This window comes from Bacillus sp. AFS031507 (genome assembly GCF_002584635.1).
Taxonomy (GTDB): Bacteria; Bacillota; Bacilli; order Bacillales; family Cytobacillaceae; genus Neobacillus.
Genome location: NZ_NUOW01000003.1, coordinates 188,148 through 202,139, shown reverse-complemented (window position 1 = coordinate 202,139; position 13,992 = coordinate 188,148). Strand labels below are relative to the sequence as shown.

The following is a 13,992-nucleotide window of genomic DNA, read 5'->3' as shown; positions in this document are numbered from 1 at the left end:
AAAAACTCCCAACAACCTAAGGTTTTATTTTCTCCATAAATTCCCTAATTTTCTCTTCTGTTAACTCACCCGTATAATATTTAACGACCTTGCCATTCTTATCAATCAAAAATGTAGCTGGCAGCGGATCAATACCATAAGTATTCATTACATCCTTATCTGTATCAATCATAATCGGAAAATCCAGCTTAAGTCGGTCAGCAAATTGATTAACTGCAAGTTTAGATTCTTGAATATCTACTGTTAACACTTGGACCCCTTTGTCCTTATACTGATGATACTGATTATTAATATACGGCATTTCTTTTTTACAAGGCGGGCACCATGTTCCCCAGAAATTTAAGAAAACCCCTTGGCCGCGATAATCGGAAAGCTGATGTTTATTTCCTTGCATATCAACCAATGCAAAATCAGGAGCTAAGCTATCAACCGCCACTTTTTGTTTATTATCTTTTGTAAAATTAGCATATAGCGTATAAACAACGGCAGCCCCTAGTAAAAGTAGTATGATAGTTCTTACAACTAATCGCCGCTTTTTCAATAAATTCCCCTCCAGTGAATCACATGACACAGTTTGTCTAATTATAGCATTTTACAACACAAATACAGTGTAAATGAAGAATAGAATTTGTGACGGTTTTATGAATTTTTTTTGGTTGAGCCTAACCCCAGTGCCCTTAGCTGCTTTACTTCATGTGGGGTTAGCTCTCTTGCATCGCCCGTTTTTAAACCTTTTAGTGTTAAGAAGGCATATCGTTCACGCTTTAATTTCAATACATCATGACCAATTGCTTCAAACATCCTTCTAACTTGACGGTTTCTACCTTCATGGATGGTTATTTCAACAATGGCCGATTGTTTTTTATTATCTGCTGAGAGCAATTTCACTCTAGCTGGAGCTGTTTTTCCATCTTCTAGACGGATTCCTTTTTCAAGCTTCCTTAGATTTTCCTTTGAGGGAATGCCTTTTATTTTTGCAACATAAACTTTGTCTATTTCACTTTTCGGATGCATGAGTAAATTAGCAAATTCTCCATCATTCGTTAACACTAATAATCCTGATGTATCATAATCAAGGCGTCCAACGGGATAAATCCTTTCTTTTAAATGCGGAAAGAAATCCGTCACTACCTTTCTGCCCTTCTCGTCGTTCACACTTGAAATAACTCCTCTTGGTTTATATAAAAGGAAATAAACAGGTTCTTCTTTCTCAATCTGTATTTCATTTACCTCTACCTTATCAGATGAAGATACCTTCAGACCAAGCTCTGTAACAACCTTTCCGTTAACCTTTACACGCCCTTCTTTAATTAAGTCCTCAGATTTCCTTCTTGAAGCAATGCCCGCTCGAGCAATTACTTTTTGCAATCTTTCCATTCATTCCACCTCGAATTTATCTGTATAAAAAATAAGATGGCTCCATAGAGCCATTGGTTTCCTTTTCAGAAATAGTAATTTCCTTATTACTAGGGTAACGAACACAGAAACCTATCCTAATGAATTATGACATAATTTCTTCACTTTTCAAAGTCACGGGTATTATTACAGAAAAATATTAAAATAGCATGTTCAAATTGAACATGCTCATTCATTTTATATTATTTTGTTCCAAAAAACATCGAAACTACTACAATTGCAGCGATAATTCCGACTACGTCGGCAAGTAGACCTACTTTTAGGGCATCCCCCATTTTTTTTATTCCAACTGCTCCGAAATAGACGGTTAAAACATAAAAGGTTGTGTCTGTACTCCCTTGCAAAACAGAAGCCAGGCGGCCAATAAATGAGTCTGGCCCATAAACGCCTATTAAATCACTTGTCATTCCCAGTGCAGCATTTCCAGAAATAGGCCTAATAATCAATAAAGGCACTATTTCCGCGGGTACTCCAATTGATTTCATCATCGGTCGAATCCAATTCATTAAAGCGTCTAATGCACCGGAAGCGCGAAAAATTGAAATGGCCACAAGCATACCAACAAGGAAGGGAATAATTGAAAAGGCAATCTTAATGCCTTCTTTTCCACCTTCAACAAAACTTTCATAGGTTGGGACGCGTTTGAAGGTACCATATAATAGAATAAACCCAATTAGTAAGGGGATAAATGTTAACGAAATTACCGATATCATCTCCATGTTTTTTCATCCTTTTCTGCTTCTGCGATAATAGAAATAACGGTCAATTAAGATTGCACCTAGCGCAGAGATAATGGTTGCTATAATCGTTGGAACGACTATCTCAGTAGGAGATGCAGAATGATAATTCATTCTAATCGCAATGACAGTTGTTGGAATAATGGTAATACTTGCAGTATTAATTGCTAAAAAGGTAACCATGGATCTGCTCGCTGAATCCTTTCCCCCATTTAACTTTTTTAGTTCTTCCATCGCTTTAATACCAAGAGGAGTGGCTGCATTTCCCAAACCGAACATATTAGAAATCATATTTGATAAAATATAGCCCATTGCTGGATGGCTTACAGGTACTTCAGGAAATAATCGTTTGACAAGCGGTCGAAACAGTTTAGATAGACGTTCTAAAAGGCCGGACTCCTCCGCAATCCGCATCATTCCAAGCCAAAAGACGAGAACGCTGATAAGTCCAATACAAAGGGTCACCGCTTCTTTCGCACCTTCAAATATTGCTTTATTCACTTCAGCCATTGTCCCATTGAATAGCGCGAAAATAAACCCAACAACAGTCATAAACACCCAGATATAATTAACCATTGGACTTTACACCAATAAAGATAAGAAAAATTTCCTTTACAAAATCCAACAACCCTTTTTTCTGCTCGGGCACATTCTGATAGTAAATCGGAGTTTCTTGAACAACTCTTCCATCTAAGTAAACTGCTGCCTTTCCAACGATTTCTTCATTCTTCTTGTCATTATCAAATTTTTTGACAGGCTTATTCAACTTATATTTAATAGAAAATAAGTCCATTTCCTCGCTCGTTACAGGATAAACAATTGATTTCTTTACGTATAAATGATTCTTATAATACTTATTTTTTACATCCTCAATTTTACCCTCAGGTAATACTTCAGCCATATCAAACCCTTTAAATCCACTCTCATACATGGAAATATGATCATTCCAATCATCTGGTCCGTTCAAGGTTACTGCAATCAGGCTCATATCTCCTTTTGTTGCAGTTGTTACCAATGTCCTTTTGGCTCGTTTGGTATAACCTGTTTTCCCACCGGTTGTATATTTATACTTTGTTAGCAAGCGGTTTTTATTTTTCCAGACACGGTCCCAATCTTCTGTGGGGTTTGGTGCTCTATATACCTTTGTACCAGAGATTTTCTTAAAGGTTTTATCCTGCATGGCATAGCGCATTAACACGGCCATGTCATAGGCTGTTGAGTAATGGTCTTCACGGTCATCAAGTCCATGTGGATTGGCAAAATGGGTATTTAACATCCCGATTTCCTTTGCCTTTTGATTCATTAAATAGGCGAATCCCTCTACACTTCCCCCAACATACTCGGCGATTGCTACAGCCGTGTCATTTCCTGACCTTAGCATCAACCCATATACTAGATCCTTAAGCTTAATTTTTTCACCTGGCTTTAAATAGACTGACGATCCTTCTGCGCGAGTCGCTTGTTCGCTAACTTTTACATATTGATTCATTTTCCCCGATTCGATTGCTAGTTTCGCAGTCATTATCTTCGTTATACTTGCGATTCTTTTTTTTGTGTAGGCATCTTTCTCATAAAGGATACGACCTGACTTCTGCTCTATCAAAACCGCACTTGCTGCACTTACGGAAACTGAAGCATCCACCTTTTGAGGAATGTTAGCAATGAATATTGAGACTATGAGGGAAAAAATAACTAGCTTCCAAATCATTCTCATTAGATTAACCTCGTCCCCTTGTAAAGTTATCTCGCTTTAGTGCCAAAAAAGGCACTTCTGCATTTCATTTTTCTTGTACAAGTTTATGCAGGACGAGGCTTGTTATGACAATTTGCTGAAGAAAAAGAAAAGCAGACGACAATTTCGTCTGCTTTTCTTTTTGACAATGTTAAAGGTCATTATTGATTTTATAGCCTACGTTGATTGAAGCGGAAGGCGCGAAGACTCCTGCGGGAGGACGGGGCAGGGAGACCCCACAGGCGCTTAGCGCCGTGGAGGCTCCCCGGACCACCCGCGAACCGCACGCGCCTGGAGCGGAAATCAACAGCCAAGTTAAAATGCTGTCCATTTGATGTCAGCTGCTTTTTCAAACCGCATTTCTACATCATGCCAATTGACTAAGTTCCACCAATTGTCGACATAATCCGGCCTTTTGTTTTTATACTGAAGATAATAAGCATGCTCCCAAACATCTAATACTAAGAGTGGAATGGTATCCCACTGGGTCAATAGCATATGTCGTTCAGATTGCAGTATCTCTAAATGCCTTGCTCGTGGAGACCAAACTAATATGGCCCAGCCTACTCCTTCTACTTGCTTAGCCGCTTCAGAAAATTGCTTTTTAAACGCCGCAAAACTTCCAAAGTATTTCTCAATTTCACCTTTTAACAGTCCTTTTGGATGATCCCCGCCATTGGGGCTCATGTTTTTCCAAAAAATTGTATGAAGATAATGTCCAGACCCATGAAAGGCAAGCTCTCGTGACCAATGTTTAATTAATGAAAAATCGTTAGTTTCCCTTGCTTTTTTAAGATTAATTTCTGCTTTATTTAATCCATCAACATATGCTCTGTGATGCTTATCGTGATGAAGCTTCATGATTTCCTCTGAAATATATGGTTCTAGTGCATTATAGGGGTAGGGAAGGTCAGGGAGTGTATGGCCCCCAGCGGGTACAACTTTTTCTGCCACCCAAATGACTCCGCCTTCTTGTTTTCTTTTAAAATAATCTTCCATTTGCTCATGGATATGCTCAGCCTTTGCTTGAAGGCTGAGTAGCTCTTCATTTGATAATTGTCTGCCTGTGTTTTCGATTAATTCAGTGAAATTATCAAGATGTTCCCATAAATCAGAATTTCCTCCCTCCTTTTCTGATTGAAGAAACTGTTTCATTTGCTCATTCCACTCAAACAGTTCGTTTACATAACGACTAAAACGATCCATTCTATCCCTTCTTCCTGACAATAGGATGCTTTATAAGTAGCCTACCTAGATGGTATGAGGGTGAGAGCAAGAAAAGAACATGATAAAAGGCCGCCCTAATAATAGGACCGCCCTTTCAATGATAATCTTATTTTGATTGGATCATTTTTGTTCGATAATCTGTTTCATAATACTCTAGTTCTTCCCTAATCCTTTGAAACTCACCTTCTAAACTTTTGACCAACTGTACAATACTGTCAGAAATGTTTCGATAAAACTTGATAGAGTTTCTTCCCGTGTAAGCTGACCTGCTGTCTTCGAACCAGGCATCATTCTTCGGTGAGAAAAACTCTTCAATACACTGATGATAAATTTTATAAAGAGTTTTTTCTGCTGCTGCTTTTTGAAAAGGACTGCCTTGCAAAATTACGGAGCACGCATCTAAACCTTCTTCACTATAAACAATTAATTTCCGTAAATTTGCAAAGATTAATTTATTATAATTACGATCTTCTTCATTTTCCAAGTCTAATTGCGAAAGCGTTGCTTCATTTAAAAAATCCTCTAATGTTAAAATTGACTTCCCTAAAAAATTCTTTACATCATTTAATTGTGTTTTTACCAATGTATTGCCCATTGTTAACCCCCTAAATTATTTTTACTTCGTAAACATTGCTTATTTTGGCTGCATAATGAACTCTAGCGGAGAACGAAGCTCATATTCTTTCTTTTGGTTAAGAGAAAGAAAAATTTCAGGTAATTTATTATAATTGATATCTTGAAAATAAGAAGCAAATTCCTGCTTTGAATTAATATAAAGTCGTTTTCGGCTGCGCAGGCCTGGATTTTTCAAGAGACATACAAGTGCTACGATGTCTTTAAACGAAACCTCATTGTTATCCTGAACCATAATCGGGTCTTGCTTGTACGGAGTGAATTCATGGAAGAATTCATCGAAATACCTAACATATAAAACGTGCAGCGTTTTTTCCTCACCATCTTCAGAAAAAGTAACGATGCTTCTGTTAAAAAAGTCCTCAGAAGTATTTGATTGTTCCTTTTCTAATTCAAAGCCTTTACACTCTTTAATTAACAAATTAATCCCACTCCTTGGCCAATGACAATATCACATGTAAATATCTTTTTAACATGTCGTGAAAGAATTGAATAATTAACCTACGTTTATTTTATCATAAAATTAAGTAAGTATTGGAAAATTAAGAATTAATCGTCTCCTGAAATTTTTCAAAAAATAGATCTGCCTCTTCCTGAATAAATTCATCTTCTGCCTTTTCGGGAAGTTGGGGTAGTTCTTCAATACTTTTCAGACCAAAGTAGTCCAGAAACTCTTTCGTTGTTCCATATAAGTAGGCTCTTCCAGTACCCTCTGCACGGCCAACTTCTTTTATTAACGCTTTTGCCATTAGTGTATGCAAAGGTCTTTCTGTTTTCACACCGCGAATTTCCTCAATTTCAGCTCGAGTGATTGGCTGTTTATAGGCAATGATGGCCAATGTTTCTAGCGCTGCCTGTGACAATGTGGAAGTATGGGGGGAATCAACAAGTTTCTTTAGATAAGTTGCATTTTCTTTCTTTGTTGCAAGTTGATAGGTACCAGCAAGCTGGACCATCATAATTCCCCTTTTGTTGTCCCGCTCATATTCTTTTTTCAGATCCTCAATGATCTCACTTGCCTTAAGTTCATTCACTTCTAGAACCTCTGCTAGCTGTTTCAGTGAAAGCCCTTCATCCCCTGCAGCAAACAACAGGCTTTCTAGGATACTGTTCCAGTTAATGATTTCCAATCATTTCTGCCCCTTCCTTTACGGCTTTAACATAAATATCTCCAAAGTTCTCTTGTTGCTGGGCGTCAATCTCTTTTCTTTTAATAAGTTCCAAGACGGCCAAAAAGGTTACGACGATATGGTCCTTAGCCGGATAGGGAAATAATTCATTAAAGTTTTTTTGTCCTTTAAGCTGCTTAAGTTCCACCATAATTTCTGTCATTCTGGTTTCAATAGATATTTCCTGACGAGCAATCTTCGTTGCCATTGGACGCTGAAGTTTCTTTCGTCGCATTAATTTTTGAAGTGCAGCCAGCATATCATACAGAGAAACATTTAACTCCTCTTTTTCCGGCTGTTTCTCTTTCGCAAACTCAGAAAGATCACTTGGCGGCTTTGTATACATTAGCCCTCGTTCCACTTCCATGGATTTTAAGTCATGGGCTGCTTCTTTATATTTTCGATACTCTATTAAACGCTCAACAAGTTCGTCTCTTGGATCTTCTTCGAATAACAAGTCAGGATCCTCTACATCGAGAACTTCCTCATGCTTTGGTAAAAGCATTTTACTCTTAATTACGAGCAACGTCGCAGCCATAACTAAAAACTCGCTTGCAACATCGAGCTTGAGCTCATTCATTGTCTTAATATACATTAAGTATTGCTCGGTTATTTCGGCAACCGGAATATCATATATATCAATTTCTAAACCATTAATTAAATGGAGCAGCAAATCTAATGGTCCTTCAAATGCATCGATTTTCACCTGGTATGGCATTATAACTCACCAAAATTCTTTAAAATAAGTTCGTTGATCATTCACTTCGACTATTAATAGTATAGAGGATTAAATAAGGTTATCCAATAGAAAAATCAACATGGCGAGGGAATATTATCAAAACATGATGATTGCCCATAACAATGGACAAATATCCTACATATGATGACAAGGAAAAGAACAAAACATTTTTTAGGAGGTAATGAATATGTCAGACGGATTCGGATCCGGATTTGCGTTAATTGTAGTTCTATTTATCTTGTTAATTATCGTTGGTGCTTCCTGGGTCTATTAATTAAACATTAGGAATTGTTCAGGATTACACATATTACTGTTCGCTCCGGCTACCAATATTAATTAGAACTACTTGCCCGTCAATATTGACGGGCTTTTTTTTTTGAAAAGTAAAATTCTAATATTATAAAGAACCATTTAACTGTGATAAACTATACTAAACATTTTGTAAGGGGGAGAATTGCTTGTACCCGAGCGAGTATATACATTTTTTAGCCCATTTTCATGGCGATCGTGATTATTTCGAGTGCCATGAACTACTTGAAGATTACTGGAAAAAGACCGATCCGAGAAACAAGGATTCCGTCTGGGTTGGTTTTATTTTATTGTCAGTTTCTGCTTATCATCATCGTCGAAGTAATTTTAGCGGTGCTGAACGAACATTAAGAAAAGCAATAATGATACTTAAATTACAATCGGATTCATTGACAAAACTCGGATTAAATAAAGTGGATTTTTACCACTTGTTAAATAGACAGATTTCTGCATTACAAAAAGGAGAATCATATAGAAGCATTTCCTTACCCATTTGTGACCCCGCCTTATTAGAATTTGCGAAAAAGGCATGTGAACAAAAGGGGTTTATTTGGGGAAATGAAAGTGATCTTACAAATAACTCCCTTGTCCACCGTCATAAATTACGTGACAGATCCAGTATAATAGAAGAAAGAACTCGGTCATTAAAGACGCGGAAAAGCAGCGAATAAATTTATTATTCGCTGCTTTTTTGAATGTAATCTAGCAAAAATCACATTTTTCGATAAAAGCTGCTGTATTTTCATTTGCAGTAATTTCTTTTTCTGCATACATTTCATTCAGTGCTTTAACCATTTTTTTACCGATTCCCTGAAAACGATGCGAAGGATTCACGGAGATATGAAGGATTTCTATAGAATTGGTATCATCGTGATTCAAGACACCCAAAAGCCCTATTATATCTTCTTCTTTCCAAAGAAAAAGCTGCAAATGCTCTTCTGTTTCATATTCCTTCATGGTTTGTTGGAGCTTTTTTAAGTCTTTTTCGCTGGGCATAAAGGATAATAAACCCATTGCAATTTTTTCGAAAGTTCTTTTATAACGAATTAACATTTAGATCCCTCATTATATTAAATAAACCGATAAAATATTTGGTTTAACAATAGTATATTTTTACCAAGAAAATCAATATTAAACATTATTCATTATATGTAGTCGCAGTTATTATGTTTCATTAATCACCATGATACATAATAAATGGTCAATCATCAATAAAATTATTCTTAGTGTCTGGGTCCAATAAAAATCCAATAAATAATTCCCCATAGAACGGACAAGCCAATAAGAATACTAAATAACACCCAGTTAGTTCTCTTCATGAAAAGCTTCCTCCAAAATAAGTTTTGAAGATGTTGTACATGACTTCCATTCTACACTAAATTACAAAAATAATCTATTCTGCTTATATCCGCTTACAAATTTTGTATTTTTTTTGTTAAGATTAACTATCTATGAAACTTCCGTGTAGATATTTACGTTATTATTATTGGATTCGGTTATATTAATTAATAAAAGAGTCTCAACAATTCTTTACTACCTTTTAGAGTTACGAGGAGGAAACTATGAAGAAAATTCTTATTTACTTATTGTTAAGTTTGCTACTTATCAATCCAGTCCGCACTTTTGCTGATATAGCTGAAGGGGACATGATTGTTACATTAGGTGAAAATTTAACAAATGAGCAAAAGAATAAACTATTAACGGAAATGGGTGCTCCAAATGATGTACAAATAGTAACTGTATCGAATCAGGAGGAACATCAATATTTAGGGAAATACGTATCAAAATCATACATCGGCACAAAGGCCATATCATCATCTGCTATAACCATTCAAGCTAAGGGGTCTGGGATTACCGTTGAAACCAAAAATATTAACTGGGTTACGGACGAGATGTATGTTAATGCCCTTATCACTGCGGGTGTTAAGGATGCAAAAATTTATATAACATCCCCGATTACGGTTTCTGGAACGGCCGCGCTTACAGGTATCATAAAAGCCTATGAAATATCTGCTGATAAAACGATTCCTGAAGAAGTAAAACAAGCAGCAAACCAGGAAATGGTCGAAACCGCTAAACTAGGAGAATCCATTGGTGATAAGAACGCTGCTGCATTAATTGCGAAAGTGAAAGAAGAAATTGCTAAGAATAAACCAAAAAATGATGAAGAATTACAAAATATTATTGAACAAGCTGCAAATGAATTAAATGTTAAACTTACTGATGAAGAAATGAAACGATTAATGGACTTTTTTAATAAGCTCAAAGATTTAAACATTGATTGGAACCAAGTTAGCGACCAACTTAATAAAGCTAAAGATCGTATTTCTAAATTTCTTCAATCAGAAGAAGGACAAGGTTTCTTAGAAAAAATTAAACAATTTTTCATTTGGCTCATTGATGCCATTAAATCCATATTCTCCTAACTGAATCAGAAAAAGCTGCCACTTCAAACGAAGTGGCAGCTTTTTCTATTTCAGCGGCAAATCATGGCGTAGTAAGTCTTCGTAGGTCTCTCTTTTTACTACAAGTGTTACTGTTCCATTTTCTACAAAAACGACAGCCGGACGCGGGATTCGATTATAGTTATTTGACATTGAATAGCCGTAGGCACCCGTGCAAAAAACTGCGAGAATATCCTCTTCTCCAGTTTCTGGAAGCGGCAAATCCCAAATCAACATATCTCCAGATTCACAGCATTTCCCAGCGATTGAAACAGTTTTATTCGCTTTCGTTAATGGCTTATTTGCAAGAACAGCTTCATATTTCGCCTGATAGAGTGCAGGTCGAATATTGTCACTCATTCCGCCATCAACCGCTAAATACTTTCTAACACCAGGTACTTCTTTGGACGAACCCACTTTATAAAGAGTAATTCCTGCATCGCCAACAAGTGAACGACCTGGCTCTATCCAAATTTCCGGCATTTTTAAAGAGTAGTTCTCCGTTAACTTTTTTACTTCCCGTATAATTTCACTCACATATTGGAATGGTTGTAATGGTTCATCTTCTTTTGTATAGCGGATCCCGAAGCCCCCGCCCAAATTTAAAACCTTTGCTTCAAAGGAAAGTTCCTTTTTCCATGCTTCCATTTTTTCGACAATCTTTTTTGCAGCTAATAAAAAGCCAGTTGTTTCAAAAATTTGTGATCCAATATGGCAATGGAGTCCAAGTACCTCAAAGTTTTCAATTTCAAGCGCCATTTTTAATGCGTCTTCCGCTTGTCCATTTTGAAGATCGAACCCAAACTTCGAATCTTCCTGCCCAGTTAAAATGTAATCATGCGTATGGGCTTCGATTCCCGGAGTTACCCTTAGCAGGATATTTACATGTGCATTTTTTTCGATTGAAATTGCTTTTAATAGCGCAAGTTCCGAAAAATTATCCACAACAATACAGCCGATTTCCTGATCCAATGCCATTTCTAATTCTTCTCTACTTTTATTATTTCCATGAAAATGAATTCTCTCGACTGGGAATCCTGCAGCCAACGCAGTATACAATTCACCCCCGGATACTACGTCGAGTGACAACCCCTCTTCCTCGGCGAGCTGAATCATGGCAATGGTTGAAAAAGCTTTACTGGCATAGGCCACTTGTGCCTTAATATTTTGTTCTTCAAATGCCCGCTTAAAGGACCGTGCCCTCTCGCGCATTAATGCGACGTCATATACGTAAAGGGGAGTTCCAAATTCTTTAGTCAACTCAACAGAATCAACTCCGCCAATTTCTAAATTTCCATTTTTATTTACCCCTGTTGTCCCGTAAAAATACATTCCCTTCCCTCTCTCTCAATCACTCACTATAGTTTATGCGGACAATCATAAAAGATAATAATAAATAGACAGAATCTGCAAAAGATACTGCCTATTTTCACACTTTATCCCTTTATTTAATTAAAAATACTTTAGCATAACTGCTAGAAAAGTGCAATTATTTCTCGTTCGCTTTAGGCTGCTGCCTGTATCGGTTTCTAGGATGTACAATACTAGGTCTGAGAATGGAGCCTGGTATTGCTCTACGGACAATTATCTGCAAAAATCCTTTCGGCTCAAAAGGTAGGAATGGCCATAAATAAGGTGTATTAAGGGCACGTATTTTAACAAGGAAGAGAAAGAATACCGTAGCCCCAATGATAAATCCAGGCAAATGGAAGAATGACACAAGAATCAACAGTGTTAATCGACCAATTTTGTTTGCTACACTTAATTCATAACTAGGAGTTGTAAAAGTGCCAATCCCCGAAACGGCGACGTACAAGATTACCTCTGGAACAAATAGACCTACACTAATAGCAATTTGCCCAATCAATATTGATGCGATTAAACCCATTGCTGTAGAAAGTGGTGTTGGTGTATGAATTGCTGCTAGCCGTAAAAATTCAATCCCAAAATCCGCTAAAAATATTTGAACGATAATGGGAATATTGGTCTGTTCATTCGGTCCAATAAACGACAGCTTTTCAGGTAATAATGAAGGTTCCAATACAAACAACAACCATAATGGAAGTAGTAAAATAGATGTCAATATCCCTAAAAAACGCGTCCAACGCACAAATGTTCCCATTGCTGGTGATTCACGGAATTCCTCTGCATGCTGCACGTGATGGAAAAATGTAGTAGGAGCAATAATAACACTAGGTGAAGTGTCGACATAAATAACAACATGCCCTTCAAGAATATGTGTAGCTGCAATATCAGCACGCTCCGTATATCTTACCAGTGGAAATGGATTCCAACCCTGTTTCAAGATAAATTCTTCGATTGTTTTATCAGCCATTGGAATTCCATCTGTTTCAATTGCTTTTATTTCTTTACGAATAATATTTATCATATCTGGATCTGCAACATCTTCTAAGTAACCTAAAGCCACATCTGACTTGGACCGTTCGCCCACCTTTAGCATTTCGAAGCGCAGTCGTTCATCTCGAATTCTTCGTCTTGTTAAAGCTGTATTTAAAATAATATTTTCAACAAAACCATCACGTGATCCTCTAACTACCTTTTCTGTATCGGGCTCTTGAGGCTGCCTGCCTGGATAGCTTCTAACATCAATGGCAAAAGCAGTATTTTCCCCTTCCATTACAACAACAATCAATCCAGATAAAACCTTGTCGACAATGATATCCAGCTGGTTAATCTGTTCAACAGATTGATTAACTAGTCTATTTTCAACAATCTTAAAGAGGTCTGTCGATAATTTTTCATGATAATTGATTTCTACTAATTCTTTAATCAATTGAATAATGTAACTGGTATCACATAACCCATTAACATAGTAAATATGGACGTCTTTTTTGAGGACTTTTAATTTCCTTACTCCAAAATCAAAGCTTACCCCAAGGCCCACCCGTTGTTTCATATAATTTTCTATTTCATTTACCGATTCCGGGATTGGCCATTTTTGTTCGTTACTTCTTGACATGAAAGCCACTCCTTTCAAGTATAAGCTCCACTGCTTTTTTCGTTATCGGGGAACCCTGCTTGTAGGAGTCACGTCTTGCCATTTTGCCAATATCCCCAACGCCTACGATGATAGGTACCTTCAATTCATCGAGGCAGTAAACAGTGTCACCATTTATTCTCCCGATTTCAAGCTCTGGTATACCAAATTTATCTACCCCATATGGTGTTAAATTCCCATCACGATCGATGCTTACGTCCACCCTAGCCCATTCTTCATGTCTTGATTTTGCTGCGACAGCAATGATGCCCAGAACTTCAATTTCTTTATGTTGAGCAACAAATTTCAATGCATTTTCACCTGCGCCTTCTCCAACTATACCACTATCATCAAACATCACTAATACAGGATCGTGAGGAGTCTTTTTTATTAACTTGACTATTTCAAGTCCAGTTAATGTTGACGGATTTCCTTGGGAACTGGATATACACCTGCCGCCAATTTCTCTAGCAACATGCTCTACAGCCCTTTTTGCATATTCGTCACCATCAGTTATTAAAATAACACGCCTCCGAATGCTCATTCTGTGATGTCCTTTCATCAGAAAAGCGTAAGCGCCTGCTAAGC

General features: G+C 37.1%; 17 protein-coding genes. 3 read left to right on the top strand and 14 right to left on the bottom strand.

The window, feature by feature from the left end; genetic code table 11:
* Positions 1-16: 16 nt before the first annotated feature.
* The 10 genes from resA to COE25_RS04835 all read right to left on the bottom strand — a co-directional run bounded on the left by resA (position 17) and on the right by COE25_RS04835 (position 7,632).
* Positions 17-541 carry a thiol-disulfide oxidoreductase ResA gene (gene resA / locus COE25_RS04880; protein ID WP_088088838.1) on the bottom strand — a complete coding sequence of 175 codons (525 nt, stop codon included), beginning with the start codon at positions 539-541 and terminating at the stop codon, positions 17-19.
* A 98-nt stretch (positions 542-639) separates the two neighbouring features.
* Complete coding sequence (gene rluB / locus COE25_RS04875) at positions 640-1,377, bottom strand: 23S rRNA pseudouridine(2605) synthase RluB (RefSeq protein ID WP_098931552.1); 738 nt, start codon at positions 1,375-1,377, stop codon at positions 640-642.
* Between the two features lie 221 nt (positions 1,378-1,598).
* Entirely contained in the window at positions 1,599-2,135 is a 537-nt protein-coding gene (locus COE25_RS04870) for a spore maturation protein (protein WP_088088841.1), read from the bottom strand.
* A gap of 6 nt (positions 2,136-2,141) precedes the next feature.
* On the bottom strand, positions 2,142-2,729 hold the full coding sequence (locus COE25_RS04865) for a nucleoside recognition domain-containing protein (protein WP_098931550.1): 588 nt from the start codon (positions 2,727-2,729) through the stop codon (positions 2,142-2,144).
* Positions 2,722-3,867, bottom strand: a complete 1,146-nt coding sequence (locus tag COE25_RS04860) for a D-alanyl-D-alanine carboxypeptidase family protein (protein WP_098931548.1) — start codon at positions 3,865-3,867, stop codon at positions 2,722-2,724. Before COE25_RS04860 ends, COE25_RS04865 begins: the two co-directional genes overlap by 8 nt.
* Positions 3,868-4,200: 333 nt before the next feature.
* The gene (locus COE25_RS04855) at positions 4,201-5,091 is read right to left on the bottom strand and encodes a superoxide dismutase (RefSeq protein WP_088088844.1); all 891 of its coding nucleotides are present in this window, start codon (positions 5,089-5,091) and stop codon (positions 4,201-4,203) included.
* Between the two features lie 127 nt (positions 5,092-5,218).
* Positions 5,219-5,707 carry a YpuI family protein gene (locus COE25_RS04850; protein ID WP_098931545.1) on the bottom strand — a complete coding sequence of 163 codons (489 nt, stop codon included), beginning with the start codon at positions 5,705-5,707 and terminating at the stop codon, positions 5,219-5,221.
* 39 nt (positions 5,708-5,746) lie between these two features.
* Complete coding sequence (locus tag COE25_RS04845) at positions 5,747-6,166, bottom strand: hypothetical protein (protein WP_098931543.1); 420 nt, start codon at positions 6,164-6,166, stop codon at positions 5,747-5,749.
* 121 nt (positions 6,167-6,287) lie between these two features.
* The gene (gene scpB / locus COE25_RS04840) at positions 6,288-6,875 is read right to left on the bottom strand and encodes an SMC-Scp complex subunit ScpB (RefSeq protein WP_088088847.1); all 588 of its coding nucleotides are present in this window, start codon (positions 6,873-6,875) and stop codon (positions 6,288-6,290) included.
* Positions 6,862-7,632: a segregation/condensation protein A gene (locus tag COE25_RS04835; protein WP_098931540.1), complete on the bottom strand. Its 771-nt coding sequence runs from the start codon at positions 7,630-7,632 to the stop codon at positions 6,862-6,864. Before COE25_RS04835 ends, scpB begins: the two co-directional genes overlap by 14 nt.
* A 202-nt stretch (positions 7,633-7,834) precedes the next feature.
* On the opposite strand from COE25_RS04835, the gene COE25_RS04830 reads away from it, so the two are divergent.
* Both COE25_RS04830 and COE25_RS04825 read left to right on the top strand, forming a co-directional pair.
* Positions 7,835-7,927 (top strand): YjcZ family sporulation protein, encoded by a 93-nt coding sequence (locus COE25_RS04830; RefSeq protein WP_088088849.1) that lies wholly within the window; start codon positions 7,835-7,837, stop codon positions 7,925-7,927.
* 184 nt (positions 7,928-8,111) lie between these two features.
* A complete protein-coding gene (locus COE25_RS04825) occupies positions 8,112-8,633 on the top strand; it encodes a DUF309 domain-containing protein (protein ID WP_098931538.1) in 522 nt (173 codons plus the stop codon).
* Positions 8,634-8,664: 31 nt separating this feature from the next.
* On the opposite strand, the gene COE25_RS04820 is transcribed toward COE25_RS04825, so the two are convergent.
* Positions 8,665-9,015 carry a GNAT family N-acetyltransferase gene (locus COE25_RS04820; protein WP_088088851.1) on the bottom strand — a complete coding sequence of 117 codons (351 nt, stop codon included), beginning with the start codon at positions 9,013-9,015 and terminating at the stop codon, positions 8,665-8,667.
* A 509-nt stretch (positions 9,016-9,524) separates the two neighbouring features.
* Between COE25_RS04820 and COE25_RS04815 the strand changes: the two genes are divergently transcribed.
* Entirely contained in the window at positions 9,525-10,388 is an 864-nt protein-coding gene (locus COE25_RS04815) for a DUF1002 domain-containing protein (protein ID WP_098931535.1), read from the top strand.
* Between the two features lie 45 nt (positions 10,389-10,433).
* On the opposite strand, the gene lysA is transcribed toward COE25_RS04815, so the two are convergent.
* The 3 genes from lysA to spoVAEA form a co-directional block, all read right to left on the bottom strand.
* Positions 10,434-11,738 carry a diaminopimelate decarboxylase gene (gene lysA, locus COE25_RS04810; protein ID WP_088088853.1) on the bottom strand — a complete coding sequence of 435 codons (1,305 nt, stop codon included), beginning with the start codon at positions 11,736-11,738 and terminating at the stop codon, positions 10,434-10,436.
* A 157-nt stretch (positions 11,739-11,895) separates the two neighbouring features.
* Entirely contained in the window at positions 11,896-13,386 is a 1,491-nt protein-coding gene (locus tag COE25_RS04805) for a spore germination protein (RefSeq protein ID WP_088088854.1), read from the bottom strand.
* Positions 13,373-13,942: a stage V sporulation protein SpoVABEA gene (gene spoVAEA / locus COE25_RS04800; protein WP_142292239.1), complete on the bottom strand. Its 570-nt coding sequence runs from the start codon at positions 13,940-13,942 to the stop codon at positions 13,373-13,375. Before spoVAEA ends, COE25_RS04805 begins: the two co-directional genes overlap by 14 nt.
* Positions 13,943-13,992: the final 50 nt, after the last annotated feature.

Bases quoted from the DNA above. Each gene is read 5' to 3' on its own strand.
- lysA (WP_088088853.1), bottom strand. From the start codon at position 11,738: ATGTATTTTTACGGGACAACAGGGGTAAATAAAAATGGAAATTTAGAA.
- COE25_RS04830 (WP_088088849.1), top strand. From the start codon at position 7,835: ATGAATATGTCAGACGGATTCGGATCCGGATTTGCGTTAATTGTAGTT.
- rluB (WP_098931552.1), bottom strand. From the start codon at position 1,377: ATGGAAAGATTGCAAAAAGTAATTGCTCGAGCGGGCATTGCTTCAAGA.
- COE25_RS04855 (WP_088088844.1), bottom strand. From the start codon at position 5,091: ATGGATCGTTTTAGTCGTTATGTAAACGAACTGTTTGAGTGGAATGAG.
- COE25_RS04865 (WP_098931550.1), bottom strand. From the start codon at position 2,729: ATGGTTAATTATATCTGGGTGTTTATGACTGTTGTTGGGTTTATTTTC.
- COE25_RS04820 (WP_088088851.1), bottom strand. From the start codon at position 9,015: ATGTTAATTCGTTATAAAAGAACTTTCGAAAAAATTGCAATGGGTTTA.
- COE25_RS04835 (WP_098931540.1), bottom strand. From the start codon at position 7,632: ATGCCATACCAGGTGAAAATCGATGCATTTGAAGGACCATTAGATTTG.
- COE25_RS04870 (WP_088088841.1), bottom strand. From the start codon at position 2,135: ATGGAGATGATATCGGTAATTTCGTTAACATTTATCCCCTTACTAATT.
- COE25_RS04805 (WP_088088854.1), bottom strand. From the start codon at position 13,386: ATGTCAAGAAGTAACGAACAAAAATGGCCAATCCCGGAATCGGTAAAT.
- COE25_RS04860 (WP_098931548.1), bottom strand. From the start codon at position 3,867: ATGAGAATGATTTGGAAGCTAGTTATTTTTTCCCTCATAGTCTCAATA.
- COE25_RS04815 (WP_098931535.1), top strand. From the start codon at position 9,525: ATGAAGAAAATTCTTATTTACTTATTGTTAAGTTTGCTACTTATCAAT.
- COE25_RS04850 (WP_098931545.1), bottom strand. From the start codon at position 5,707: ATGGGCAATACATTGGTAAAAACACAATTAAATGATGTAAAGAATTTT.